We start from the raw sequence: 24,602 nt of genomic DNA, 5'->3' as shown, positions 1-24,602 counted from the left end.
TATGGCAAGCAAACTCGAGACCCTGAAAGCGAACCTCGAGGCGGCCTTTGGCGGCCTCCTGCTGAGCACTACCGAGGCAATCGGTGAGTTGACGATCGTCGTGAAAGCGAGCGACTACCTCAACGTGGCAACGCGTCTGCGCGACGACCGCTCGCTCGGTTTCGAGCAGATGATGGACCTGTGCGGCGTCGACTATCAGACCTACGCGGACGGCGCTTACGACGGTCCTCGTTTCGCGGCCGTGCTGCATCTGTTGTCGGTGCAAAACAACTGGCGTTTGCGCCTGCGCGTATTCGCTCCGGACGACGACCTGCCGATCCTGCCCTCCGTAGTCGATATCTGGAATTCGGCGAACTGGTACGAGCGCGAAGCATTCGACCTGTACGGCATCGTCTTCGAAGGTCATCCGGACCTGCGCCGAATTCTGACTGACTACGGTTTCATTGGTCACCCGTTCCGTAAAGATTTCCCTGTCTCCGGTTACGTCGAAATGCGTTACGACCCGGAAGAGAAGCGCGTCGTCTATCAGCCTGTGACGATCGAGCCGCGGGAAATCACGCCGCGCGTGATTCGCGAAGATCGCTATGGCGGTCTGAAACACTAAGAGAACGCCATGGCAGAGATCAAGAATTACACGCTCAATTTTGGCCCTCAGCACCCCGCAGCGCACGGCGTGCTGCGCCTCGTGCTGGAGCTCGACGGCGAAGTTATCCAGCGCGCCGATCCGCACATCGGCCTGCTGCATCGCGCGACTGAAAAGCTCGCCGAAACCAAAACGTTTATCCAGTCCGTGCCGTATATGGACCGTCTCGACTATGTGTCGATGATGGTCAACGAGCACGGCTATGTGATGGCGATCGAAAAGCTGCTCGGCATCGAAGTGCCGGTGCGCGCCCAATACATCCGCGTGATGTTCGACGAAATCACGCGCGTGCTGAACCACCTCATGTGGATCGGCGCGCACGCGCTCGACGTCGGCGCAATGGCTGTGTTCCTGTATGCGTTCCGCGAGCGTGAAGATCTGATGGACGTGTACGAAGCGGTGTCCGGCGCGCGCATGCACGCGGCGTACTACCGTCCGGGCGGCGTGTATCGCGACCTGCCTGACGCAATGCCGCAATACAAGGCGTCGAAGATTCGCAATGCGAAGGCATTGTCGAAGATGAACGAAAACCGTCAGGGTTCGCTGCTCGACTTCATCGACGACTTCTTCACGCGCTTCCCGACGTACGTCGACGAATACGAGACGCTGCTCACCGACAACCGGATCTGGAAGCAGCGTCTGGTCGGCATCGGCGTGGTCAGCCCTGAGCGTGCTTTGCAACTCGGCATGTCGGGCGCCATGCTGCGCGGCTCGGGCATCGAATGGGATTTGCGTAAGAAGCAGCCGTACGAAGTGTATGAAAAGCTCGACTTCGACATTCCGGTCGGCGTGAACGGCGACTGCTACGACCGTTATCTGGTTCGCGTCGAAGAAATGCGTCAATCCACACGCATCGTGAAGCAGTGCGTCGAGTGGCTGCGCAAGAATCCGGGCCCTGTGATGATCGACAATCACAAGGTTGCTCCGCCGTCGCGCGTGGGCATGAAGTCGAACATGGAAGAGCTGATTCACCACTTCAAGCTGTTCACTGAAGGGTTCCATGTGCCGGAAGGCGAGTCTTATGCGGCCGTCGAGCACCCGAAGGGCGAGTTCGGTATCTACCTGATTTCGGACGGTGCGAACAAGCCCTATCGCCTCAAGATTCGCGCACCGGGCTATGCGCATCTGTCCGCGCTCGACGAAATGGCGCGCGGTCACATGATCGCCGACGCCGTGACGATCATCGGCACGCAGGACATCGTGTTCGGCGAAGTCGATCGCTAGGACGTAATCATCGGCGCGCGTTTTCCAGTATGCCGGAGGCGCGCGTCAAGCAAAGGAACGCCGGGTCTGTCGCAGCACGAAGTGAGCGGCAGGTTTTCGTTCGGTAGGAATTGAAAGAGTCGTGTCTGAAAATGATCTCAGCTGAAGGCCTGAAAGAAATCGATCGTGCGATCGCGAAGTATCCCGCCGATCAGAAACAGTCCGCCGTGATGTCGGCGCTGGCCACTGCTCAGGAAGAGCATGGCTGGCTGTCGCCCGAACTCATGCAGTTCGTCGCGGACTATCTCGGCATGCCGGCGGTCGCAGTGCAGGAGGTGGCAACCTTCTACACGATGTACGAGACCTCGCCGGTCGGCAAGTACAAGATCACGCTCTGCACGAACCTGCCGTGCCAGCTCGGCCCGGACGGCGGCTCGGAGAGCGCCGCTGAATATCTGAAGCAGAAGCTCGGCATCGACTTCGGCGAAACCACGGCGGACGGCAAATTCACCCTGAAAGAAGGGGAATGCATGGGTTCGTGCGGCGACGCGCCGGTGATGCTGGTGAACAACCATCGCATGTGCAGCTTCATGAGCCGCGAGAAGATCGACCAGCTGCTCGAGGAACTTTCGAAATGACGTCTTTACACGATCGTCACATCAAACCGCTGATTCTCGCTGGCCTGAACGGCGACAACTGGCATCTCGAAGATTATGTGGCGCGCGGCGGTTACGCCCAGCTGCGCCGCATTCTGGAAGAAAAGATTCCGCCCGAGCAGGTGATTGCGGACGTCAAGGCGTCGGGCCTGCGCGGCCGTGGCGGCGCGGGCTTCCCGACAGGCCTGAAGTGGAGCTTCATGCCGCGTCAGTTTCCGGGGCAGAAGTACCTGGTCTGCAATTCGGACGAAGGCGAACCGGGCACATTCAAAGACCGCGACATTCTTCGCTTCAACCCGCACTCGCTGATCGAAGGCATGGCGATTGGCGCGTACGCAATGGGCATCACGGTCGGCTACAACTACATTCACGGCGAAATCTGGGAAGTCTACAAACGCTTTGAAGAAGCGTTAGACGAAGCGCGCCGTGCAGGGTTCCTCGGCGAGAACATCATGGGTTCGGGCTTCTCGTTCGAACTGCATGCGCACCACGGTTACGGCGCTTATATCTGCGGCGAAGAAACCGCGTTGCTCGAGTCGCTGGAAGGCAAGAAGGGCCAGCCGCGCTTCAAGCCGCCGTTTCCGGCGAGCTTCGGCGTGTACGGCAAGCCGACCACGATCAACAACACCGAGACGTTTGCCGCAGTGCCTTTTCTGCTTGCAATCGGCCCGCAGAATTACCTGGAAATCGGCAAGCCGAACAACGGCGGTACGAAGATCTTTTCGATCTCCGGCGACGTCGAGCGTCCGGGCAATTACGAAGTTCCGCTCGGCACGCCGTTCGCAAAACTGATGGAACTGGCGGGCGGCATGCGCGGCGGCAGGAAGATCAAGGCGGTCATTCCCGGCGGGTCGTCGGCGCCTGTGATTCCGGGCGACATCATGATGCAGACCGACCTCGACTATGACTCGATCGCCAAAGCGGGCTCCATGCTGGGCTCAGGCGCGGTCATCGTGATGGACGAGACGCGCTGCATGGTGCGGTCGTTGCTGCGTCTGTCGTACTTCTACTACGAAGAGTCGTGTGGTCAATGCACGCCTTGCCGCGAGGGTACAGGCTGGCTGTACCGCGTCGTGCATCGCATCGAGCATGGTCTTGGCCGTCAGGAAGATCTGGATCTGCTGAACTCGGTCGCGGAGAACATCATGGGCCGCACGATTTGCGCGCTCGGAGATGCAGCGGCCATGCCGGTTCGAGGCATGCTCAAGCACTACTGGGACGAATTCGAATATCACGTCGCTCATAAGCATTGCCTCATCGGCGGCCATGCGGGCGCTGCGGCGGCCGCGGAAACCGTGGCTGCCTGAGCAGGCCCGCAGTTGCCCGAGCACGCCCACACGTGCCCGGGCAAGCGCCTGAAAGAGCAGCATGCCTGACAGGTACGCACCAGAACACGTCAACCACGGGGCTCATTGTCTGAGCGGCAATGAACGGGGCGAACGATTGAGCGGTAACAGGTTAAGGAAGATTGACCATCATGGTTGAACTTGAAATAGACGGCAAGAAAGTAGAAGTGCCCGAAGGCAGCATGGTGATCCAGGCTGCCCATAAGGTCGACACGTACATCCCTCACTTCTGCTATCACAAGAAGCTGTCGATTGCGGCCAACTGCCGGATGTGTCTCGTCGATGTCGAAAAGATGCCGAAGGCCGTGCCTGCGTGCGCGACGCCCGTCTCGGCCGGCATGGTCGTGCGCACGAAGTCGGAAAAGGCAGTGAAGGGCCAGCAAGCCGTGATGGAATTCCTGCTGATCAACCACCCGCTGGATTGCCCGATCTGCGATCAGGGCGGCGAGTGTCAATTGCAGGATCTGGCGGTGGGCTACGGCAAGTCGTCGTCGCGCTATAGCGAAGAAAAGCGTGTGGTCTTCCACAAGAACGTCGGTCCGCTGATCTCGATGGAAGAAATGTCGCGCTGCATCCACTGCACGCGCTGCGTGCGCTTCGGCCAGGAAGTGGCCGGTGTGATGGAGCTGGGCATGTTGGGCCGCGGCGAGCATTCGGAAATCACGTCGTTCGTCGGCAAGACGGTCGACTCCGAGCTCTCCGGCAACATGATCGACCTGTGCCCGGTCGGCGCGCTGACCAGCAAGCCGTTCCGCTACAGCGCGCGTACATGGGAACTGTCGCGCCGCAAGTCGGTAAGCCCGCACGATTCCGTCGGCGCCAATCTGGTGGTGCAAGTGAAGAACAATCGCGTGATGCGGGTTCTGCCGTTCGAAAACGAAGCGATCAACGAGTGCTGGATTTCGGATAAGGACCGCTTCTCGTACGAAGGCCTGAACAGCCCCGAGCGTCTCACGCAGCCCATGCTGAAGCAGGGCGGCAAGTGGGTCGAAACCGACTGGCAGACGGCGCTGGAATACGTGGTGAAGGGCCTGAAGGGCATCACCGGCGACCACGGCGCGAACGCGCTGGCGGCGCTCGGCAGCGCACACAGCACCGTCGAAGAACTGTTCCTGCTCAAGCAACTTGCGCAAGCGGTCGGCACGCCTAACGTCGACTTCCGTCTGCGTCAGTCGGATTTCTCCGCGCCGGTGAGCGGCACGCCGTGGCTCGGCACTGCGATTGCAGACCTGTCGAATATCGACTCGGCGCTCGTGATCGGCTCGGACCTGCGCCGCGATCATCCGCTCTTCGCCGCGCGTCTGCGTCAGGCTGCAAAGGGCGGCGCGAAGCTCACGCTGCTGCAGGCCACTGGCGACGACGCGCTGATTCCGCAGGCGCAGCGCATTGCCGCAGCGCCGTCGGCATGGATCGAGGCGCTCGGTCGCATTGCATCGGCGGTCTCGCCGGCGAACGGCGCCGCGCTGCCCGAAGCCTTCTCGGACGCACAAGCCACGGAAGCCGACAAGCAGGCCGCTCAGTCGCTCGCGACCGGCGAACGCCGGCTTGTGCTGCTCGGCAATGGCGCCGTGCGTCATCCCGACTTCGCAGCCATTCATGCTGCGGCCCAGTGGATCGCCGACGCAACCGGTGCGACGCTCGGCTTCCTGACGGAAGCGGCGAATACGGTTGGCGCGCATCTCGTGAACGCATTGCCGGGTGAGGGCGGACTGAACGCTCGCGAAGTGTTCGAGCAACCGCGCAAGGGCTACCTGCTGCTGAACCTCGAGCCCGAATTCGATACGGCAAATCCGGCGCAGGCTTTGGCGGCGTTGAAGCAGGCTGAGATGGTCGTCGTGATGTCGCCGTTCCAGACCGGCGCCGAATACGCAGACGTGCTGCTGCCGATCGCGCCGTTCACCGAGACAGCCGGCACTTTCATCAATGCAGAAGGCACGGTGCAGACGTTCAACGGCGTCGTGCGTCCGCTCGGCGACACGCGTCCCGCATGGAAGGTGTTGCGCGTGCTCGGCAGCCTGCTGGGCGCGCCGGGTTTCGAATACGACACGGCGGAACAGGTTCGCGATGCCGCCCTCGGCGACGGCGATGTGCAAGCGCGTCTGTCGAACCGCACGGGCGTGGCGGTTGCTCGCGGCAAGGCGGCAAAGGCAGCAGAAGGCAAGTTCGAGCGCATCGCCGACGTGCCGATCTACCATGCCGACGCGCTGGTCCGTCGCGCGGAATCGCTGCATCTGACCGCAGCGGCGCGCGCCGCGAACAAGGTCGGGCTGCCGGCGGCTCTGTTCGACAAACTTGGTTTGAAGGAAGGCGACGCGGTTCGCGTGCGCCAGGGCGAGCAATCGGTGCAGTTGCCGGCCGTGCGCGACGCGAATCTTGCGGAGACGGTCGTCCGCGTGTCGGCGGCTACGCCTGCCGGTGCAGCGCTGGGCAGCCTGTTCGGTGAACTGGTGGTGGAGAAGGCGTAAATGAGCTTGTTCGATACGATCAACTCGGGCGGCACCCAGCTTCTCGGTGTGGCATGGCCCACGGTGTGGGCACTGGTGCGCATCCTGGTGGTGGCCGTCGTGATCCTGCTGTGCGTGGCTTACCTCATTTTGTGGGAGCGTAAGCTGATCGGCTGGATGCACGTGCGTCTCGGCCCGAACCGCGTGGGCCCTGCAGGTCTCCTGCAACCTATCGCCGACGTGCTGAAGCTGCTGCTCAAAGAAGTGATTCAGCCGAGCCAGGCAAGCCGCTGGATCTACATGATCGCGCCGATCATGGTGGTGGTGCCGGCATTCGCGGTCTGGGCGGTGATTCCGTTCCAGGCGGGCGCGGTGCTGGGCGACATCAACGCGGGCCTGCTGTATGCGATCGCGATTTCCTCGATCGGCGTCTACGGCGTGATTCTGGCCGGTTGGGCGTCGAACTCGAAGTACGCGTTCCTCGGTGCAATGCGGGCCGCAGCGCAAATGGTCTCGTACGAAATTTCGATGGGCTTTGCGCTGGTGGTCGTGCTGATGACCGCCGGCACGCTGAACCTGTCGGACATTGTCGGCTCGCAGGAACGCGGCTTTTTCGCAGCCCACGGTCTCAACTTCCTGTCGTGGAACTGGTTGCCGCTGCTGCCGATGTTCGTCGTCTACTTCATCTCGGGCATCGCCGAAACGAACCGTCACCCGTTCGACGTGGTGGAAGGTGAATCGGAAATCGTCGCGGGTCACATGATCGATTACTCGGGTATGGCGTTCGCGCTGTTCTTCCTCGCCGAGTACATCAACATGATCGTGATCTCGGCACTGGCATCCACGTTGTTCCTCGGCGGCTGGAGCGCACCGTTCGGTTTCCTGTCGTTTATCCCGGGCATCTTCTGGCTCGTCCTCAAGGTGTTCCTGTTGCTGTCGGTGTTCATCTGGGCGCGCGCCACGTTCCCGCGCTACCGCTATGACCAGATCATGCGTCTTGGCTGGAAGATTTTCATTCCGGTGTGCGTGGTGTGGCTGGTGGTGGTCGGCTTCTGGATCATGTCGCCGTTGAATATCTGGAAATAAAGGGCGGATGAACTCATGACCGCAATCCAAAACTTTTTCAAGACCTTCTTTCTGACGGAACTCGTCAAGGGCCTCGCGCTGACCGGACGTTATACGTTCCAGCGCAAGGTGACGGTGCAGTTCCCGGAAGAGAAGACGCCGATCTCGCCGCGTTTTCGCGGACTGCACGCGCTGCGCCGCTATGAGAATGGCGAAGAGCGCTGCATCGCCTGCAAGCTGTGCGAAGCAGTGTGTCCGGCGCTTGCCATCACGATTGAATCGGAGACGCGTGAAGACAACACGCGCCGTACCACGCGCTATGACATCGATCTGACCAAGTGCATCTTCTGCGGTTTCTGCGAAGAAAGCTGCCCGGTGGATTCGATCGTCGAGACGCACATTCTCGAATATCACGGCGAAAAGCGCGGCGATCTGTACTTCACGAAGGAAATGCTGCTGGCTGTGGGCGATCGCTACGAAGCGGAGATCGCCGCCAACAAGGCTGCCGACGCGCCGTATCGTTAAAGCGTTCAAGTGAAACGATAGATGCGGCAGTCGCGCATCGAGTAAATGCAGCAGTAACACGGCCTGTTGTCGGGCCGAGCGCCGCGGCGTGAATGCCGCGGCATGGCGCACCTGTGCGGTTGTGCTGGCGGTTTTGCGCTGTTGCCAGTGCGGTCGCCAGATGCACGTGCCAAAGAAAATGCCTGACGATGGCCTAACGATGAACCGGTAATCATGGAATTCACGACCGTACTGTTCTACATCTTCGCGCTGCTCCTGGTGGTTTCAGGGCTGAAGGTGATCACCTCGCGCAACCCGGTGTCGTCCGCACTGTTTCTCGTGCTGGCGTTCTTTAACGCGGCGGCTATCTGGATGCTGCTGCAGGCCGAGTTCCTCGCCATCCTGCTGGTGCTGGTCTACGTGGGCGCGGTGATGGTGCTGTTCCTGTTCGTCGTGATGATGCTGGACATCAACCTCGACGTGCTGCGCAAGGACTTCAAACGTTTCGTGCCGATGGCCACGCTGGTGGGCGCGATCATCGTGCTCGAAACCGCTCTGATCCTGTGGCACGGCTACGGTGCGACAAGCACGGTGGTGCGCGATACGACCGCCGCCGCGAGCGGCATGGGCGACTGGTCGAACACCCGCCTGATCGGCAAGGTGATTTACACCGACTACATCTTCGCGTTCGAAATTGCCGGCCTCGTGCTGCTGGTGGCAATCATCGCAGCCATTGCGCTGACCACGAGCCACAAGAAGGACAGCAAGCGCCAGAAGATCAGCCAGCAGGTCAAGGTGCGTGCGCAGGACCGCGTGCGCGTCGTGAAGATGCCGTCGGAAAAGAGCGCGGCGACTGTCGCTGCGGAAGAAGCCGCAGCGGCGGCAGCAGCGGCCGAGTCGGCGTCTGCGAAGAACAGCTGAGCGGACAGGAGATAGAAATCATGTTGACCCTCGCCCATTACCTCGTGCTCGGCGCGATTCTGTTTGCGATCAGCGTCGTCGGTATTTTCCTGAACCGCCGCAACGTCATCATCATCCTGATGGCCATCGAATTGATGCTGCTCGCGGTGAACACCAATTTCGTCGCGTTCTCGCATTACCTCGGCGACGTGCATGGCCAGATCTTCGTGTTTTTTGTGCTGACGGTGGCGGCAGCGGAAGCAGCGATCGGCCTCGCAATTCTGGTGACCCTGTTCCGTAGCCTCGACACGATCAATGTCGAAGATCTCGATCAGCTCAAAGGTTAATCTCAGGAAAAGCGGTTATGTCCACGATACTCAATGAAAACCTGCTGCTGGCGATTCCGCTGGCACCGCTGGCCGGTTCCCTGATCGCGGGGCTGTTCGGGAAGGCGGTAGGGCGCGCGGGTGCGCACTCGGTCACGATTCTCGGCGTCGCCATCTCCTTCGTGCTGTCGATGATGGTGTTCTTCCAGGTGCTGGACGGCGCAAGCTTCAACGCCACCGTCTACGAATGGATGATGATCGGCAAGACGAAGTTCGAGATCGGCTTCCTCGTCGATTCGCTGACGGCCATGATGATGTGCGTCGTCACCTTCGTGTCGCTGATGGTGCACATCTACACGATCGGCTACATGGCCGACGACGATGGGTACCAGCGCTTCTTCTCGTACATTTCGCTCTTCACGTTTTCGATGCTGATGCTCGTGATGAGCAACAACTTCCTGCAGCTGTTCTTCGGCTGGGAAGCAGTGGGTCTGGTGTCGTACCTGCTGATCGGTTTCTACTTCACGCGCGAGTCGGCCATCTACGCGAACATGAAGGCGTTCCTCGTGAACCGCGTCGGCGACTTCGGCTTCCTGCTGGGTATCGGTCTGCTGTTCGCGTTTGCCGGCTCGATGAACTACGGCGACGTGTTTGCCAAGCGTACGGAACTTGCCGCATTGAGCTTTCCGGGTACGGATTGGGGCCTGCTGACCGTGGCCTGCATTTGCCTTTTCATCGGCGCAATGGGTAAGTCCGCGCAGTTCCCGCTGCACGTGTGGCTGCCCGATTCGATGGAAGGCCCGACACCGATTTCCGCGCTGATTCACGCGGCAACCATGGTGACGGCTGGTATCTTCATGGTCACGCGCATGTCGCCGCTGTTCGAACTGTCCGATAGCGCGCTGTCCTTCGTCACGGTGATCGGTGCGATCACTGCGCTCTTCATGGGCTTTCTGGGGATCGTGCAGAACGACATCAAGCGCGTGGTGGCTTACTCCACGCTCTCGCAGCTTGGCTACATGACGGTTGCGCTCGGCGTCTCGGCTTACCCCGTTGGCGTGTTCCACCTGATGACGCACGCGTTCTTCAAGGCGCTGCTGTTCCTCGGCGCGGGTTCCGTGATCATCGGCATGCACCACGATCAGGACATGCGCAACATGGGCGGCCTGCGCAAATACATGCCGATCACCTGGATCACGTCGCTGATCGGTTCGCTCGCGCTGATCGGCACGCCTTTCTTCTCGGGCTTCTACTCGAAAGATTCGATCATCGACGCGGTGAAGCTGTCGCATCTGCCGGGTTCGGGCTTCGCGTATTTCGCGGTGGTGGCCAGCGTGTTCGTCACCGCGTTGTATTCGTTCCGTATGTATTTCATGGTCTTCCACGGCGAAGAGCGTTTCCGCCATCCGAAGCATCCGGATTCGCCGATGGGCGCCGAAGCCGCGGCACACGGTCATGCCAACGGTCACGACGCGCACGGCCACGGTCACGACGATCACGGTCACGCACATGAGCCGCATGAAACGCCGTGGGTCGTCTGGGTACCGCTGGTGCTGCTGGCCATTCCGTCTGTCGTGATTGGCGCGATTGCGGTCGGTCCGATGTTGTTCGGCGACTTCTTCCAGCATGGCGTGGCGTTCGAGAAGGTTATCTTCATCGGCGAAAACCATCCGGCACTGCATGAAATGGCCGAAGAGTTCCACGGCTGGGCGGCGATGGGCTTGCACTCGGTGACGGGCCTGCCGGTCTGGCTGGCGCTCGCGGGCGTTCTCGTGGCGTGGTTCCTGTATCTGCTTCGTCCTGAACTGCCGGCTACCATCAAGCGCGCATTCGGGCCGATCTACACGCTGCTCGACAACAAGTACTACATGGACAAGATCAACGAAGTCGTGTTCGCGCGGGGCGCGGTGGCAATTGGCCGTGGTCTGTGGAAGGAAGGCGACGTCGTCGTGATCGACGGTATCGTCAACGGCAGCGCACGCTTTATCGGCTGGTTCGCCGGCGTGATCCGCTTCCTCCAATCCGGCTACATCTACCACTACGCGTTCGCCATGATTATCGGCATGTTGGGGCTCCTGACCCTGTTTGTAACGCTCGGCGGCAAATAAGGCGAGGGACACTAATGCACGCTTATCCGATTCTCAGTATTGCCATCTGGTTACCGATCCTTTTTGGCCTGCTGGTTCTGGCCATCGGTTCCGACCGTAACCCTGGCCCTGCGCGCTGGGTCGCATTGATCGGCTCGGTCATCAGCTTCATCGTCACGATTCCGCTAATCACCGGTTTCGATTCGAGCACCGCCGATCTGCAGTTCGTCGAAAAGGCCAACTGGATCGAACGATTCAACATTACCTATCACCTGGGTGTCGACGGCATCTCGATGTGGTTCGTGGTGTTGACGGCATTGATTACCGTGATCGTCGTGATCGCGGCATGGGAAGTGATCACGAAGAACGTGGGCCAGTATCTGGCTTCGTTCCTGATCCTGTCGGGCATCATGGTCGGCGTGTTCAGCGCGGCCGACGGCATGTTGTTCTACGTGTTCTTCGAAGCCACGCTGATTCCGATGTACATCATCATCGGCGTGTGGGGCGGGGCGAACCGCGTCTACGCGGCGTTCAAATTCTTCCTCTACACGCTGATGGGCTCGCTGCTGATGCTTGTCGCGCTGCTTTATCTGTACATCCAGACGGGCACGTTCGACCTCGCCAGCTGGCAGCATGCGCAAATTGCGATGACGCCGCAGGTCCTGCTGTTCATAGCGTTCTTCATGGCGTTCGCCGTGAAGGTGCCGATGTGGCCGGTGCACACGTGGTTGCCTGACGCACACGTGGAAGCGCCGACGGGCGGCTCGGTGGTGCTGGCCGCCATCATGCTGAAGCTGGGCGCCTACGGTTTCCTGCGCTTCTCGCTGCCGATCACGCCGGACGCAAGCCATTTCCTCGCGCCGGTCGTCATCACGCTGTCGCTGATCGCGGTGATCTACATTGGCCTTGTGGCGATGGTGCAGGCCGACATGAAGAAGCTGGTCGCGTATTCGTCGATCGCGCACATGGGTTTCGTCACTCTCGGCTTCTTCATCTTCAACCAGCTCGGCGTAGAAGGCGCGATTGTGCAGATGATCTCGCACGGCTTCGTGTCCGGCGCGATGTTCCTGAGCATCGGCGTGCTGTATGACCGCATGCACTCGCGTCAGATCGCAGATTACGGCGGCGTCGTCAACGTCATGCCGAAATTCGCGGCCTTCGTGATGCTGTTTTCGATGGCCAATTGCGGCTTGCCGGGCACCTCCGGTTTCGTCGGCGAATTCATGGTGATCCTGGCCGCCGTCCAGTACAACTTCTGGATTGCGGGCGGTGCCGCCGTGACGCTGATTCTCGGCGCGGCCTATACGTTGTGGATGTACAAGCGCGTCTACTTCGGCGCGGTCGCAAACGACCACGTGAAGAGCCTGCTCGACATCGGCCGCCGCGAATTTTTCATGCTGGCAGTGCTCGCTGCACTGACGCTCTTCATGGGCCTGTATCCGAAGCCCTTTACCGATGTGATGCACGTATCCGTGGAAAACCTCCTCTCCCACGTTGCGCAGTCCAAGCTGCCGTTGTCTCAGTAACGCAGAGCGGAGGAATTAAAGACCATGCAAAACGCCCCTATGACTGCTCTGTTGCCCGACGCGCTGGTGATGCTCGCCGTTGTCGTCGCGTGGCTCAACGACACGTTCGTCGGCCAGGCCGGTCGCCGTACCACGTACTGGATCGCCGTGCTGTCGACGCTCGTCGCCGGCATCTGGTTCGCGGTCAATGCGTTCGACCCGTCCGTGCACTACTTCTTCAGCCGCATGTACGTGGTGGACTCGTTCGCGAGCCTGATGAAAGCGGTGGTGACGCTCGGCTATACCGTCACCATCGTGTATTCGCGCCGCTACCTCGACGATCGCGGCCTGTACCGCGGCGAGTTCTTCCTGCTCGGCATGTTCTCGCTGCTCGGCCAGCTCGTCATGATTTCCGGCAACAACTTCCTGACGCTGTACCTCGGTCTCGAACTGATGTCGCTGTCGCTGTACGGCGTCATTGCGCTGCGCCGTGAGGCCGCGCCGTCGAACGAAGCGGCGATGAAGTACTACGTGCTGGGCGCGCTGGCTTCGGGCTTCCTGCTGTACGGCATTTCCATGCTGTATGGCGCCACCGGCTCGCTGGAGCTGAACGAGGTCTTCAAGGCAATCGGTCAGAGTCACTATGACCCGAGTGTGCTGCTGTTCGGCGTAATCTTCATCGTCGCGGGCGTCGCCTTCAAGATGGGCGCGGTGCCGTTCCACATGTGGGTGCCCGATGTCTATCAGGGCGCGCCGACCGCAATGACGCTGCTCGTTGGCGGTGGCCCGAAGGTGGCGGCATTCGCATGGGGTCTGCGCTTCCTGGTGATGGGCCTGCTGCCGCTCGCGGTCGAATGGCAGCAGATGCTGGTCATTCTCGCGGCGCTGTCGCTGATCGTCGGCAACATCACGGGTATCGTGCAGCGCAACGTCAAGCGCATGCTGGCGTACTCGGCGATCTCGAACATGGGCTTCGTGCTGCTCGGTCTGCTGGCCGGCGTGGTCGACCACAAGACGACGGGTGCGGCCAGCGCCTATGGCTCCGCCATGTATTACAGCATCGTCTATCTGATCACGACGATGGGCACGTTCGGCGTCATCATGCTGCTGGCGCGCCGCGAGTTTGAAGCTGACACGCTCGACGACTTCAAGGGCCTGAATCAACGCAGCCCGGTGTTCGCGTTCGTCATGATGGTGATGATGTTCTCGCTCGCCGGCATTCCGCCCGCAGTCGGTTTCTACGCGAAGCTCGCCGTGCTGCAGGCGACGATGAACGCCGGCCTGACGTGGCTGACCGTGCTGGCCGTGATCACGTCGCTGTTCGGCGCGTTCTACTACCTGCGTATCGTGAAGCTCATGTACTTCGACGAGCCGCAAGACAAGTCGGCCATTACTGCTGACACCGGCACGCGCGCGTTGCTGGCGCTCAACGGCGTGGCCGTGCTGGTGCTCGGCATCGTGCCTGACCCGCTGTTGAAGGCGTGCCTGCAAGCTATCCAGCACACGCTGTCGTTCTGATGTCCGCTGCTGGCTGGTTTATCGTGCTGTTGGCGCTGGTCGGCGCCAACCTGCCGTTCCTGAATCAGCGGCTCTTCGCCGCCGTACCGCTGAAGGCGGCGAAGAAAAGCGCCTGGATCCGCATTGCCGAGCTGATCGTGCTGTACTTCGTGGTCGGCGCGCTCGGCTTTCTGCTTGAAGCGCGCGCCGGCAATCGCTTCGAACAGGGTTGGCAGTTCTACGCCATCACGTTCGCGCTTTTCGTTGTCTTCGCCTTTCCCGGCTTCACCTTCCAGTATCTCGTCAAACGCCGCTGACGGCCTCGCGCCGTCGCGCACCAAGCTGTTCCGAGGTCCGCATATGGCTGAACTTCCCGATCACGACGCCGTCCTGACCGAGACCTGTGTCGACAGCAAGACGGTTCATCAAGGGCCGTTTCTGACGCTCAAGTGCGATACCGTTCGCCTGCCGGACGGCAAGCACGCTACCCGCGAATATGTGCAGCATCCGGGTGCCGTCATGGTGATTCCCTTGTTCGACGATGACCGCGTGCTGCTGGAAAGCCAGTACCGGTATCCGATGGGTAAGGTCATGGTTGAATATCCCGCAGGCAAGCTTGACCCGAACGAGGGCGCGCTCGCTTGCGCGATTCGCGAGTTGCGCGAGGAAACGGGATACACGGCGCGCGAGTATGTGTACCTCACGCGCATCCACCCGATAATTTCCTACTCGACCGAGTTCATCGACATCTATCTGGCTCGGGGACTCACGTCCGGCGAGCGCAAACTCGACGACGGAGAGTTCCTCGAAATGTTCACCGCGACGCTTCCCGAGGTATCGGAGTGGGTGCGAACCGGCAAGATCACCGATGTCAAAACGATTATCGGCACGTTCTGGTTGGAGAAAGTGCTATCGGGCGAGTGGCCGATGGCGCAGCCCAGTAGTTCTTGAGGTACGCTGGCGCATAAGATACTTGTGCCATATTCAGAAAGCCCCTGCCGGTTCCTGACCGTCAGGGGCTTTTGTCATTCTCAGACGTGATATGACTTACCGCTTTCCTATGGCGTCTGAACAAATGCGCTGTTGTCCTAGGCCATCCGACAGTCTCGCGTCATTGCTGCGGTAACCGTAGTATGGAACGCAGGAAGAGCGCTCTAGCGTTCGGTTTAATCGGGATACCGAAATATCACCGATACGCCAACTGGCGTGCGTAAGTTGTCACTTGACAACTTACGCGGGCAGCATTAGATTGGAGGGCAGGATGGTTCGTGGAGTCCACGCTAAAAAAGAGATCGAGGCCGCGTTGGCATATGCAGAGCGGCGTGGGTGGCGCATAAAAGGCGGCGGCAAGGGCCACGCGTGGGGAAAGATGTATTGCCCTTACAAAGACGCGGAGTGCCGTTGCGGAGAATTCTGCATCTCAAGCATATGGAGTACGCCGAAGAATGCCGTTAATCACGCGCGGCACTTGCGTCGCGTGGTCGACAACTGCACGGCACACCGTGCGCATCGGCAATAAGTAAGAAGGTGTTGGCTGAACAGAGCAGGAGTGGCAAATGGAATATACGTTTACGCTGAAATACAGGCTTGCCGCGCAAGACTGCGATCTTGACGCAATTGTCGAGCGCCTGGGCGAAGCCGGGTGTGACGACGCCACCGTCGGCGTGGGACAAGCGGGGCGGCTTGCGTTGGTTTTTTCCCGGGAGGCCGCGTCCGCATTCGAGGCGCTCGTCAGTGCGCTTGGTGACGTCAAGCAGGCGGTGCCGTCGGCGCGGCTAGTCGAAGCCGGTCCGGACTTTGTGGGCCTAACCGACGTCGCGGAGATTGCCGGCGTATCGCGGCAAAACATGCGCAAGCTCATGTTGAACCATGCGGTGGAGTTTCCGTCGCCGGTGCATGAGGGAAGTGCGTCGGTCTGGCATCTGTCGGACGTGTTGGACTGGCTGAATTCGCGCGGTGGATACGACATCAAGCGAGACGTGGTCGACGTCGCGAAGTCGGCAAAGCAGATCAACCTTGCCAAAGAAGTGCGGGAACTCGAACCTCGGCTCAATCGTCGGCTGGAATGCCTGGTAGCGTGAGCGTTAAACATTGAACGGCAGAATCGTGCGGCGTGCTCGGCAAGCTTCCGGAAATCGGCCAGGCCGTCGGGTAGGTGAGTACGCGGCGCTCAGCGGGGGCTATACGGCATTTGATAGCATGCGGCAGCTGTCGGCAGCGGTTTGCGCAAAGCGTTAAAATCGCCCACCGCTTCTGGTTTCTGACCGAGCCTTGGCATTGGCGGGTCGCCCCTGAACATTTTGCGAACGACCGTTCACATATTTTCGTTTTGCGCTAAACTGGCACGCAAGCCCTAACTCAACATGAAGGTCCTCGATTTACAGTGTCCGCACGGCCATCGGTTCGAAGGCTGGTTTGCTTCGGCTGATGACTTTGAGTCGCAGCAGTCCCGCAAGCTGGTCGAATGTCCAATGTGCGGAGCGAACGAGGTGAGCCGTTTGCCGTCGGCTCCGCGCCTGAATCTCTCGGGTGCGGTACAGACGAAAGCGCCCGCGGCCCCCAACGAGCTGCAAGCGCGTGTCATGCGAGCATTGCGCGAGGTACTGGAAAAGACCGAGAACGTGGGCGACCGCTTCGCCGAGGAAGCGCGGCGCATTCACTATAACGAAGCGCCTGCACGCAACATTCGTGGCGTCACGACGCCAGAAGACGCGCGAGCTTTGGTTGAAGAAGGCATCGAAGTGATGCCGCTGCCGGTCCCGGCTGCCTTGAAGGAACCGCTGCAATAGCGCGGTGGTTCCTGGCCGCGGGTCGTAGCGGCCAGGAGACACTACGCATGAATCTGGATTATTCCCCCGCTGAGAAGGCGTTCCGCGCCGAAATCCGCGCCTGGCTCGAAGCCAGTCTACCTCGCGAACTGAGCGAGAAGGTGCTCAACCACAAGCGCTTGAATCGCGAAGACTTCGCGAGCTGGCACAAGCTGCTGGGAACGCGCGGGTGGTCTGCCGTGGCGTGGCCGAAAGAATACGGCGGTCCTGGCTGGGACGCCACCCAGCGCCATATCTGGGACGAAGAGTGCGCGCGTGTCGGCGCGCCTACGGTGTTGCCATTCGGTGTGTCGATGGTCGCGCCGGTCCTCATGAAATACGGCAACGAGGCGCAAAAGCGCTACTACTTGCCGCGCATTCTCGACGGAAGCGACTGGTGGTGCCAAGGCTATTCGGAGCCCGGATCGGGTTCGGACCTGGCGTCGCTGCGCACGCGCGCCGACCGGGTCGGTGACCATTACGTGGTGAATGGCCAGAAAACCTGGACCACACTCGGGCAACATGCGGACATGATGTTCTGCCTCGTACGCACCGACAGCGGCGCGAAAAAGCAGGAGGGAATTTCGTTTCTGCTTATCGACATGAAAACGCCGGGCCTCACGGTCCGGCCGATTATCACGCTCGACGAGGATCACGAAGTCAACGAGGTCTTTTTTGAAGACGTGAAAGTGCCCGTCGGAAACCTGGTGGGCGAAGAAAACCGCGGCTGGACGTACGCCAAATATCTGCTTGGGCATGAGCGCACAGGCATTGCACGCGTCGCGCAGTCAAAGCGCGAGCTTGTCTTTCTTAAGCGCCTCGCGCTCAATCAGAATAAGAGCGGTAAGCCGCTTTTGCACGACCCTGTGTTCGCTTCAAAAGTCGCGAATCTGGAAGTCGAGCTCATGGCGCTCGAAGTCACCGTGCAGCGCGTGGTCGCGAATGAAGCTGGCGGACGCGGACCGGGCCCCGAAGCTTCGATGCTGAAGATCAAAGGCACCGAAGTGCAGCAGGCGTTGACGGAGCTCATGTTCGAAGCCATCGGGCCGCTTGCCGCCCCGTTCGACGTGCCGTTCCTGGAAGGCGAGCGCGAGCACAGTCTTGCCGAAGACGACGATGCGGCACCGTTGGCCGCGTATTACTTCAACTTCCGCAAGACGTCGATTTACGGCGGCTCGAACGAAATTCAAAAGAACATCATCGCGCAGATGATTCTTGGACTTTGAGGAGCGGCGCATGGACTTCACTTTCAACGACGAGCAACAGCAGTTCGCCGACGCGCTGCGCCGCTATCTGGACAAGAACTACGGCTTCGAAGCGCGCCAGGCCATCGTGCGCTCGGACGCCGGTGTGTCGGAAGCTCACTGGGCGGCATTCACAGAACTGGGCCTCACGGCATTGCCGGTGCCCGAAGCTCACGGCGGTTTCAACGGCGGGCCGGTAGACATGCTGGTCGTCATGCAGGAGCTTGGCCGTGCTCTGGTCGTCGAGCCGTATTGGGCGACGGCGGTGGGCATCGAGGCCTTGCGCCTTGCCGGCACCGGGCACGACCAGGACGCATCGCTGCTACAGCGTGCTGCTCAGGGCGAGATCAAGCTTGCGGTCGCCTTCCACGAGCCGCACGCACGCTACGATCTTTTCGCTGTCGCCACCACCGCAAGCGGAACGGGCGAACAGCAAACCCTCAGCGGCAAGAAGTCGGTGGTGCTGCATGGCGCACAGGCGCAGTACTGGATCGTTCCAGCGCGCGCCAACGGCGAGATCGCTCTATTTGTCGTGGCGCGCGAGGCCGCCGGCGTGAAGCTCACCGAGTACCGCACTATCGACGGGCAACGCGCCGCTACGCTCGTGTTCGACAACGCGCCGGCACGCCGGCTGAGCGGCTTGCATTCAGGCGCCGCGGCACTCGAGCACATCGCGGACTATGCCACGCTGCTGCTGTGCGCGGAGGCGATCGGCGCACTCGACGCATTGAATACAGCCACCGTCGAGTACACCAGAACGCGCCAGCAGTTCGGTCAGCCCATCGCGCGCTTTCAGGTCTTGCAGCACCGCATGGTCGAGATGCTCATTCATACCGAGCAGGCGCGCTCCATCACTTACCTGGCGGCCATGCGCTATTCGAGTGAAGACGCCGACGAGCGCCGCCGCGCAATCTCCGCAGCCAAGGCGCGCGTGGGTCAAGCTGCGCGTTTCGTCGGCCAGCAGGCGGTCCAGTTGCACGGCGGCATGGGCGTCACGAACGAGGTGGCGGCTGCACATCTCTTCAAGCGTCTCTCTATCATTGAAACGACCTTGGGCGATGTGGACCGTCACCTCGCACGGTTTGCCGCGCTGCCCGGGTTTGTCAGCACCGAAGTCTGATTGGCCGATTCAATCGCCAGCAAGGAGATAACGAGATGGGTCTGAGTTACGAAGACATGACGGTCGGCTCCACGACCGAAATCGGCAAGCACACATTCACGCGCGAGGAGATTGTCGAATTTGCGGAGAAATTCGATCCGCAGCCTTTCCATGTCGACGAGACCGCCGCTGAGTCCTCTCCGTTTCGCGGCCTGGTCGCGAGCGGCTGGCATACCTGTTCGGTCATGATGGGCATGCTGGTGCGCAACGCGCTGGCAGGCTCCACGTCAATGGGGTCGCCTGGCATCGACGAAATACGCTGGCTCAAGCCGGTGCGTGTGGGCGACACGATCACCATGACGAACTCCGTGCTCGACAAGCGCATTTCGGAGAGCAAGCCGGACCGCGGCATTGTGTCGACGCAATGGGCCGGCATCAATCAGCATGGCGAAACGGTTATCACGGTCCGCTCCAAAGCGCTGTTTGGCTTGCGCAATCCGGGCGCTGCTTCGTGAGCACCCGGAGCGCATTGCCGGCGACGTTTCACGACGCAGCGGCGTTGCGGGGGCTCGTCGGCGGGCCGCCGCTTGTCAGCGACTGGGTGACGATCGACCAACCGAGCGTGGATCGTTTCGCCGAAGCCACGGGCGACCAGCAGTGGATCCACGTCGACCCAGAACGGGCGCGACGCGAGTCGCCGTTCGGCGGTGCCGTTGCGCACGGCTTCCTGACGCTTTCCCTGATTCCCGCGCTGCTGCAACAAACCGTACGCATCGAGCAACGCATGGCCGTCAACTATGGGTTGAATCGTGTGCGGTTTACGTCGCCGGTATTGGTGGGCTCGCAATTGCGCGCACTGTTCGCAGTCGCGTCCGTCGCCGATGTCGACAATGCAGGCGTGCAAGTGGTCTGGAACGTCACAGTGGAGCGGCAAGACGATGGCCGGCCCGTGTGCGTCGCCGAGTTCATCACGCGCCATTATTTCTGACGCTTGGCCCGCTGCATGATAAAGCGCATGGCGTGGCAGCCTGGGAGCCGCCTCGCGCCCTATGCGTCACAAAGCAACCGCGAGGAGGCGTGCACCACACGCATAGCAACACGCCGCGGTAGTACTCTCGGCACTCTAATGCTTCGCGTACTGCGTCGCGCCGAATAGCATTTCCTTGGCCTTATCGTCCATTATCGGCTTGCGAGCCGAGGCGAGCACTTCGACGCCGCGCATCACCGCTGGGCGCGCGGCAATCTCCTCATGCCATCGCTTCACGTTCGGAAACGCGTCGAGATCAACGCCCTGGTTCTGCCATGAGCGGGTCCATGGAAACGATGCAATGTCCGCAATCGTGTAGTCGTTTCCAGCGAGATACTGTGACTTGCCAAGTTGCTTGTCCATTACGCCATACAGGCGCCGCGTTTCATTTGTGTAGCGGTTGATCGCGTACTCGATCGGCTGAGGCGCGTAGATGCGGAAGTGATGCGTCTGCCCGAGCATGGGGCCGAGGCCGCCCATCTGGAACATCAGCCATTGCAGCACGCAATAGCGGGCAGAGGGGGCGGTCGGCAGGAAGCGGCCGGTTTTCTCGGCGAGGTAGATCAGTATCGCACCCGACTCGAACAGCGCGAACGGCTTGCCGTCTGCGCTGCGTGGTCCCTCGGAATCCGTGATCGCCGGAATCTTGTTGTTGGGGCTGATGTCGAGAAATTCGGCCTTGAACTGATCGCCGGCGCCGATGTCGACTGCATGCACGGTGTACTCGAGACCGGTTTCCTCGAGCATGATATGAACCTTGTGGCCGTTAGGTGTTGCCCAACTGTAAACGTCGATCATCCTCGCTCCTTTGTTCGTGACGGCGGCGCCACGGTGGGCGCTGCGCGTGCCGAAAATTAGAGCATAGATCGGGCGATGTTGCTGGCGATGCAAACGGTCACGGTCACGCTCGGCTCACCGCCGGCAAGCGGCCAGCAAGCCGCCGGTGACCCGCGGCGACCCGCGAAAAAGCGTGAAAAAGCGTGAAGAAGCGGAAAAAGCGCCCACTGAAGCAGAGCATCAAATCCGCGCAATGTGCCCGCGCATCGAACCCACCCATCAAACCCGCGTAACCGGCGTCTCCACATTGGCCGCTGCGCCAGGATCCATGTAACGCGCGAGTTCCAGTTTGGCGATCGCATTGCGATGCACTTCGTCCGGACCGTCGGCGAAGCGCAGCGTGCGTGCCGACGCATAAGCGTACGCGAGCGGGAAGTCGTCGCTGACGCCGCCGCCGCCGTGCGCCTGGATCGCCCAGTCGATCACCTGGCACGCCATGTTAGGCGCGACCACCTTGATCATCGCGATCTCGCCGCGCGCGGCCTTGTTGCCGACCGTGTCCATCATGTACGCCGTTTTCAGTGTGAGTAAGCGCGCCTGTTCGATCATGCAACGTGCCTCGGCAATGCGCTCCTGCGTAACGCCTTGCGTCGCTACCGGCTTGCCGAAAGCGACGCGTAGCAACGACCGTCTGCACATCAATTCGAGCGCGCGTTCTGCCAGGCCGATCAGACGCATGCAATGGTGGATGCGTCCCGGTCCGAGGCGGCCTTGCGCAATTTCGAAGCCGCGCCCTTCGCCCAGCAGCATATTGGTTGCCGGCACGCGCACATTGTCGAGCGTGATTTCCATGTGCCCATGCGGCGCGTCATCATAGCCAAAAACAGAAAGAGGGCGGTGCACGGTGACGCCGGTCGCGTCGGAGGGAACCAGAATCATTGACTGCTGCTGATGGCGCTGCGCCTCGGGATCGGTCTTGCCCATCACGATGTAAACCTTGCAGCGCGGATCGCCCGCGCCGGAGGACCACCACTTGTGACCGTTGATCACGTAGTAGTCGCCGTCGCGCACAATGCTGGTCTGGATATTGGTGGCATCCGACGAAGCGACTTCGGGCTCCGTCATCAAAAAGGCAGAGCGGATGTGCCCTTGCAGAAGCGGCTCTAGCCATTCGCGCTTGTTTTCCTCGCTGCCGTAGCGCTCGATCGTTTCCATATTGCCGGTGTCGGGCGCATTGCAGTTGAACACCTCGGGCGCCCACGGCACGCGTCCCATGATTTCGCACAGCGGCGCGTATTCGAGATTCGTCAGTCCGGCGCCGCGTACGGAATCGGGCAGAAACAGATTCCACAGTCCCGCGTCGCGCGCTTTCTGCTTGAGCGTTTCGATCAGTTGCGTCGGCTGCCATGCGTTGCCGTCTTGCCGGTTGCGGGCGATCTCCGCGTAAAACGCGTGTTCGTTCGGATAAATGTACTCGTCGAAAAAGGCGAGCAGCTTTTCGCGCAGCGCCTGGACCTTCGGTGTGTAATCGAAATTCATCTATGACCTCGCGGATAACGGCTGACATTTAGGGTGCGCGCTGCGGAAAACGCGCGAGCTTGTCTGTTGCTTTCGGAGCGCGCTCAGCGCACCTTTTGCGCGTAGCGCCAGGCGAGTTCGGCCATCGGCCGCGCGCGCCGGCCAGCATCGAGTGCTTGCGCGCTGGCCGCGGTGCCGTCGACGACACGCTTCATGATTCCCTGCAGGATCGCGGCGATGCGAAACATGTTGTACGCCAGGTAGAAGTTCCAGTCGCCCCGAATCTCGAACCCGGTGCGTTTGCAATAGCGCTCCACGTATTGCTGCTCGCCGGGTATGCCCAGCGCCGCCCAGTCCAGACCCCCAATGCCACGGAACTGCGCAGGATCGACGTGCCACGCCATGCAGTGATAGGCGAAATCCGCGAGCGGATCGCCGAGCGTCGACAATTCCCAGTCGAGCACGGCAAGCACTTTCGGTTCCTCGCGATGGAAGATCAGGTTGTCGAGGCGGAAGTCGCCATGCACGATCGACACACGCTCGCTGGTTTCAGCCGGCATATGTTGCGGCAGCCATTCGATCAGGCGTTGCATGGCCTCGATCGGTTCCGTTTCGGACGCCGTGTACTGCTTGCTCCACCGTCCGATCTGACGCGCGAAATAATTGCCGGGCTTGCCGTAGTCCGAAAGACCTACGTTCTGCGGGGCGACGCTGTGCAGCGCGGCGATCACGCGATTCATTTCATCGTAGACCGCGGCTCGTTCACCGGCGTTCATGCCAGGCAGCGACGGGTCCCACAGCACACGACCCTCGATGAACTCCATCACATAGAAGGCACGGCCAATCACGCTCTCGTCTTCGCACAACGCGAGCATCCGGGCAACCGGCACGTCGGTGTCGGCAAGCGCGTGCATCACACGGTATTCGCGCTCGACGGCATGCGCGGACGGCAGCAGTTTCGCCGCTGGCCCAGGCTTCGCGCGCATCACGTAAGCGCGTGACGGCGTGACGAGTTTGAAGGTGGGATTCGACTGACCGCCCGCGAACTGTTCGACCGTGAGCGGCCCCGAGAAGCCATCGACATGCTGGCTCAGCCACGCGGCGAGCGCCTCTCCGTCAAAGCGCTGACGCTCGTTGACCGGCCGCGTGCCCTCGAATGCCGAGTAATCTGCTTGTGCTTGCGGCTCGCCGCTTTTTGACGCTTGCACCATGTGTCTCCTCCGGTTCGGGTTCAGCTACGCGTGTATTGGATGAATTGTGCGTAGAGAATTTCCATCGTCGTATTGCGGATGTCGCGATGCAGCGGCGACGGCGGTGAATAGTTGATTGCGCGCAGCACCCAGTCGCGTGGTGCCGAGCCGACGTCGAGCGCGTTGATGCAGCCCGTGGCCTGAGCAAGATGGCCGAAGAAAGTGCGTCCCCCGGCCGTGAGCGCATGCGAGAGAATCGCGCGATTCACGCCGCCATGTAGCACGAGCAGTACCGTGTCCCACGAACTGTCCTTGCGCAAGGCGGCAAGCGCCGGCAGTACGCGATCGAACAGCTCGCCGATCGTCTCGCCGTCAAGAAAGCGCGTGCTTTCCGGCACGATGCCGTCGAACACCCCGAGAAACGCCGCTTCGAGATCTTGCAGCGGAATCTGCCGCAGCTTGCCGCCGCGAATCTCCTGCCACGCCGGCTCGATTTCGAGTTCGATCTGCTGGCCCGTCTCGGCCAGCACGCGCTGCGCGGTTTCCACCGTGCGCGGCAGGCCGCTCACGATCACACGATCGAAGCGCACCTGCTGCTCTGCGAACACCCGGCCCGCCGCGCTTGCCTGGTCGCGGCCGTTGGCGTTCAACGGTACGGTTTCGGGGTCGATGGTGCGGCCCGAGTCGTCGAAGTACGTCACGTCGCCGTGACGCATCAGGAATATGCGGCGACGCTTGGGTAGCTGATAGGCTGGCATGTTGCT

At 61.0% G+C, this 24,602-nt stretch carries 25 protein-coding genes; 21 read left to right on the top strand and 4 right to left on the bottom strand.

From position 1 onward, the window contains the following. Position 1 precedes the first annotated feature (1 nt). The 21 genes from F757_RS0117790 (at position 2) to F757_RS0117695 (ending at position 20,314) form a co-directional block, all read left to right on the top strand. Positions 2 to 604 (top strand): NADH-quinone oxidoreductase subunit C, encoded by a 603-nt coding sequence (locus F757_RS0117790; RefSeq protein ID WP_027212573.1) that lies wholly within the window; start codon positions 2 to 4, stop codon positions 602 to 604. Positions 605 to 613: 9 nt separating this feature from the next. After that, positions 614 to 1,867, top strand: coding sequence for an NADH-quinone oxidoreductase subunit D (locus tag F757_RS0117785; RefSeq protein WP_027212572.1), 1,254 nt, complete (start codon positions 614 to 616; stop codon positions 1,865 to 1,867). A gap of 131 nt (positions 1,868 to 1,998) precedes the next feature. Beyond that, positions 1,999 to 2,484, top strand: a complete 486-nt coding sequence (nuoE, locus tag F757_RS0117780) for an NADH-quinone oxidoreductase subunit NuoE (RefSeq protein ID WP_013339869.1) — start codon at positions 1,999 to 2,001, stop codon at positions 2,482 to 2,484. Beyond that, on the top strand, positions 2,481 to 3,809 hold the full coding sequence (gene nuoF, locus F757_RS0117775; protein WP_027212571.1) for an NADH-quinone oxidoreductase subunit NuoF: 1,329 nt from the start codon (positions 2,481 to 2,483) through the stop codon (positions 3,807 to 3,809). Before nuoE ends, nuoF begins: the two co-directional genes overlap by 4 nt. A gap of 170 nt (positions 3,810 to 3,979) precedes the next feature. Further along, positions 3,980 to 6,313 (top strand): NADH-quinone oxidoreductase subunit NuoG, encoded by a 2,334-nt coding sequence (nuoG, locus tag F757_RS0117770; protein ID WP_027212570.1) that lies wholly within the window; start codon positions 3,980 to 3,982, stop codon positions 6,311 to 6,313. Beyond that, positions 6,314 to 7,378, top strand: a complete 1,065-nt coding sequence (nuoH, locus tag F757_RS0117765) for an NADH-quinone oxidoreductase subunit NuoH (RefSeq protein WP_027212569.1) — start codon at positions 6,314 to 6,316, stop codon at positions 7,376 to 7,378. It abuts the gene before it with no gap. Positions 7,379 to 7,393: 15 nt separating this feature from the next. Further along, complete coding sequence (nuoI, locus tag F757_RS0117760) at positions 7,394 to 7,882, top strand: NADH-quinone oxidoreductase subunit NuoI (RefSeq protein WP_013339865.1); 489 nt, start codon at positions 7,394 to 7,396, stop codon at positions 7,880 to 7,882. 213 nt (positions 7,883 to 8,095) lie between these two features. Further along, positions 8,096 to 8,782: an NADH-quinone oxidoreductase subunit J gene (locus tag F757_RS0117755; RefSeq protein ID WP_027212568.1), complete on the top strand. Its 687-nt coding sequence runs from the start codon at positions 8,096 to 8,098 to the stop codon at positions 8,780 to 8,782. Between the two features lie 20 nt (positions 8,783 to 8,802). Then, positions 8,803 to 9,108, top strand: a complete 306-nt coding sequence (gene nuoK / locus F757_RS0117750) for an NADH-quinone oxidoreductase subunit NuoK (RefSeq protein WP_013339863.1) — start codon at positions 8,803 to 8,805, stop codon at positions 9,106 to 9,108. 17 nt (positions 9,109 to 9,125) lie between these two features. After that, a complete protein-coding gene (gene nuoL, locus F757_RS0117745) occupies positions 9,126 to 11,195 on the top strand; it encodes an NADH-quinone oxidoreductase subunit L (RefSeq protein ID WP_027212567.1) in 2,070 nt (689 codons plus the stop codon). Positions 11,196 to 11,209: 14 nt separating this feature from the next. Beyond that, positions 11,210 to 12,700 carry an NADH-quinone oxidoreductase subunit M gene (locus F757_RS0117740; RefSeq protein WP_027212566.1) on the top strand — a complete coding sequence of 497 codons (1,491 nt, stop codon included), beginning with the start codon at positions 11,210 to 11,212 and terminating at the stop codon, positions 12,698 to 12,700. 24 nt (positions 12,701 to 12,724) lie between these two features. Then, positions 12,725 to 14,197, top strand: a complete 1,473-nt coding sequence (gene nuoN / locus F757_RS0117735; RefSeq protein WP_035467062.1) for an NADH-quinone oxidoreductase subunit NuoN — start codon at positions 12,725 to 12,727, stop codon at positions 14,195 to 14,197. Next, positions 14,197 to 14,493: a DUF2818 family protein gene (locus F757_RS0117730; protein ID WP_007175603.1), complete on the top strand. Its 297-nt coding sequence runs from the start codon at positions 14,197 to 14,199 to the stop codon at positions 14,491 to 14,493. The genes nuoN and F757_RS0117730 overlap by 1 nt, the downstream gene beginning before the upstream one ends. Positions 14,494 to 14,536: 43 nt before the next feature. After that, positions 14,537 to 15,127, top strand: a complete 591-nt coding sequence (locus tag F757_RS0117725) for an NUDIX domain-containing protein (protein ID WP_027212564.1) — start codon at positions 14,537 to 14,539, stop codon at positions 15,125 to 15,127. 310 nt (positions 15,128 to 15,437) lie between these two features. After that, complete coding sequence (locus F757_RS36635; protein WP_084530955.1) at positions 15,438 to 15,695, top strand: hypothetical protein; 258 nt, start codon at positions 15,438 to 15,440, stop codon at positions 15,693 to 15,695. 37 nt (positions 15,696 to 15,732) lie between these two features. Beyond that, on the top strand, positions 15,733 to 16,257 hold the full coding sequence (locus F757_RS0117720) for a helix-turn-helix transcriptional regulator (protein ID WP_027212563.1): 525 nt from the start codon (positions 15,733 to 15,735) through the stop codon (positions 16,255 to 16,257). A gap of 282 nt (positions 16,258 to 16,539) precedes the next feature. After that, entirely contained in the window at positions 16,540 to 16,965 is a 426-nt protein-coding gene (locus F757_RS0117715; protein ID WP_027212562.1) for a DUF1178 family protein, read from the top strand. Positions 16,966 to 17,012: 47 nt separating this feature from the next. Further along, a complete protein-coding gene (locus F757_RS0117710) occupies positions 17,013 to 18,209 on the top strand; it encodes an acyl-CoA dehydrogenase family protein (RefSeq protein ID WP_027212561.1) in 1,197 nt (398 codons plus the stop codon). Positions 18,210 to 18,219: 10 nt separating this feature from the next. Then, positions 18,220 to 19,347 (top strand): acyl-CoA dehydrogenase family protein, encoded by a 1,128-nt coding sequence (locus F757_RS0117705; RefSeq protein ID WP_027212560.1) that lies wholly within the window; start codon positions 18,220 to 18,222, stop codon positions 19,345 to 19,347. A 35-nt stretch (positions 19,348 to 19,382) separates the two neighbouring features. Next, a complete protein-coding gene (locus F757_RS0117700; RefSeq protein WP_027212559.1) occupies positions 19,383 to 19,841 on the top strand; it encodes a MaoC family dehydratase in 459 nt (152 codons plus the stop codon). Then, positions 19,838 to 20,314, top strand: coding sequence for a MaoC family dehydratase (locus F757_RS0117695; RefSeq protein WP_027212558.1), 477 nt, complete (start codon positions 19,838 to 19,840; stop codon positions 20,312 to 20,314). The genes F757_RS0117700 and F757_RS0117695 overlap by 4 nt, the downstream gene beginning before the upstream one ends. 135 nt (positions 20,315 to 20,449) lie before the next feature. On the opposite strand, the gene F757_RS0117690 is transcribed toward F757_RS0117695, so the two are convergent. The 4 genes from F757_RS0117690 to F757_RS0117675 form a co-directional block, all read right to left on the bottom strand. Then, the gene (locus F757_RS0117690; protein ID WP_027212557.1) at positions 20,450 to 21,151 is read right to left on the bottom strand and encodes a glutathione binding-like protein; all 702 of its coding nucleotides are present in this window, start codon (positions 21,149 to 21,151) and stop codon (positions 20,450 to 20,452) included. Positions 21,152 to 21,409: 258 nt separating this feature from the next. Then, a complete protein-coding gene (locus tag F757_RS0117685; protein WP_027212556.1) occupies positions 21,410 to 22,669 on the bottom strand; it encodes an acyl-CoA dehydrogenase family protein in 1,260 nt (419 codons plus the stop codon). 83 nt (positions 22,670 to 22,752) lie between these two features. After that, positions 22,753 to 23,859 carry a phosphotransferase gene (locus F757_RS0117680; RefSeq protein ID WP_027212555.1) on the bottom strand — a complete coding sequence of 369 codons (1,107 nt, stop codon included), beginning with the start codon at positions 23,857 to 23,859 and terminating at the stop codon, positions 22,753 to 22,755. A 20-nt stretch (positions 23,860 to 23,879) separates the two neighbouring features. Then, complete coding sequence (locus F757_RS0117675; RefSeq protein ID WP_027212554.1) at positions 23,880 to 24,596, bottom strand: histidine phosphatase family protein; 717 nt, start codon at positions 24,594 to 24,596, stop codon at positions 23,880 to 23,882. Positions 24,597 to 24,602 lie beyond the last annotated feature (6 nt).

Source organism: Burkholderia sp. WSM2232 (assembly GCF_000472545.1).
GTDB lineage: Bacteria > Pseudomonadota > Gammaproteobacteria > Burkholderiales > Burkholderiaceae > Paraburkholderia.
Note: the sequence above shows the minus strand (reverse complement) of the source record. Positions and strands in the feature narration are given on the sequence as shown.

Coding starts and splice junctions, on each gene's coding strand:
- nuoE (WP_013339869.1), top strand. CDS start 1,999: ATGATCTCAGCTGAAGGCCTGAAAGAAATCGATCGTGCGATCGCGAAG.
- nuoH (WP_027212569.1), top strand. CDS start 6,314: ATGAGCTTGTTCGATACGATCAACTCGGGCGGCACCCAGCTTCTCGGT.
- F757_RS0117785 (WP_027212572.1), top strand. CDS start 614: ATGGCAGAGATCAAGAATTACACGCTCAATTTTGGCCCTCAGCACCCC.
- F757_RS0117715 (WP_027212562.1), top strand. CDS start 16,540: ATGAAGGTCCTCGATTTACAGTGTCCGCACGGCCATCGGTTCGAAGGC.
- nuoI (WP_013339865.1), top strand. CDS start 7,394: ATGACCGCAATCCAAAACTTTTTCAAGACCTTCTTTCTGACGGAACTC.
- F757_RS0117740 (WP_027212566.1), top strand. CDS start 11,210: ATGCACGCTTATCCGATTCTCAGTATTGCCATCTGGTTACCGATCCTT.
- F757_RS0117690 (WP_027212557.1), bottom strand. CDS start 21,151: ATGATCGACGTTTACAGTTGGGCAACACCTAACGGCCACAAGGTTCAT.
- nuoN (WP_035467062.1), top strand. CDS start 12,725: ATGCAAAACGCCCCTATGACTGCTCTGTTGCCCGACGCGCTGGTGATG.
- F757_RS0117680 (WP_027212555.1), bottom strand. CDS start 23,859: ATGGTGCAAGCGTCAAAAAGCGGCGAGCCGCAAGCACAAGCAGATTAC.
- nuoG (WP_027212570.1), top strand. CDS start 3,980: ATGGTTGAACTTGAAATAGACGGCAAGAAAGTAGAAGTGCCCGAAGGC.
- F757_RS0117700 (WP_027212559.1), top strand. CDS start 19,383: ATGGGTCTGAGTTACGAAGACATGACGGTCGGCTCCACGACCGAAATC.
- nuoF (WP_027212571.1), top strand. CDS start 2,481: ATGACGTCTTTACACGATCGTCACATCAAACCGCTGATTCTCGCTGGC.
- F757_RS0117725 (WP_027212564.1), top strand. CDS start 14,537: ATGGCTGAACTTCCCGATCACGACGCCGTCCTGACCGAGACCTGTGTC.
- F757_RS0117675 (WP_027212554.1), bottom strand. CDS start 24,596: ATGCCAGCCTATCAGCTACCCAAGCGTCGCCGCATATTCCTGATGCGT.
- nuoK (WP_013339863.1), top strand. CDS start 8,803: ATGTTGACCCTCGCCCATTACCTCGTGCTCGGCGCGATTCTGTTTGCG.
- F757_RS0117720 (WP_027212563.1), top strand. CDS start 15,733: ATGGAATATACGTTTACGCTGAAATACAGGCTTGCCGCGCAAGACTGC.
- F757_RS0117705 (WP_027212560.1), top strand. CDS start 18,220: ATGGACTTCACTTTCAACGACGAGCAACAGCAGTTCGCCGACGCGCTG.
- F757_RS0117685 (WP_027212556.1), bottom strand. CDS start 22,669: ATGAATTTCGATTACACACCGAAGGTCCAGGCGCTGCGCGAAAAGCTG.
- F757_RS36635 (WP_084530955.1), top strand. CDS start 15,438: ATGGTTCGTGGAGTCCACGCTAAAAAAGAGATCGAGGCCGCGTTGGCA.
- nuoL (WP_027212567.1), top strand. CDS start 9,126: ATGTCCACGATACTCAATGAAAACCTGCTGCTGGCGATTCCGCTGGCA.
- F757_RS0117730 (WP_007175603.1), top strand. CDS start 14,197: ATGTCCGCTGCTGGCTGGTTTATCGTGCTGTTGGCGCTGGTCGGCGCC.
- F757_RS0117710 (WP_027212561.1), top strand. CDS start 17,013: ATGAATCTGGATTATTCCCCCGCTGAGAAGGCGTTCCGCGCCGAAATC.
- F757_RS0117755 (WP_027212568.1), top strand. CDS start 8,096: ATGGAATTCACGACCGTACTGTTCTACATCTTCGCGCTGCTCCTGGTG.
- F757_RS0117790 (WP_027212573.1), top strand. CDS start 2: ATGGCAAGCAAACTCGAGACCCTGAAAGCGAACCTCGAGGCGGCCTTT.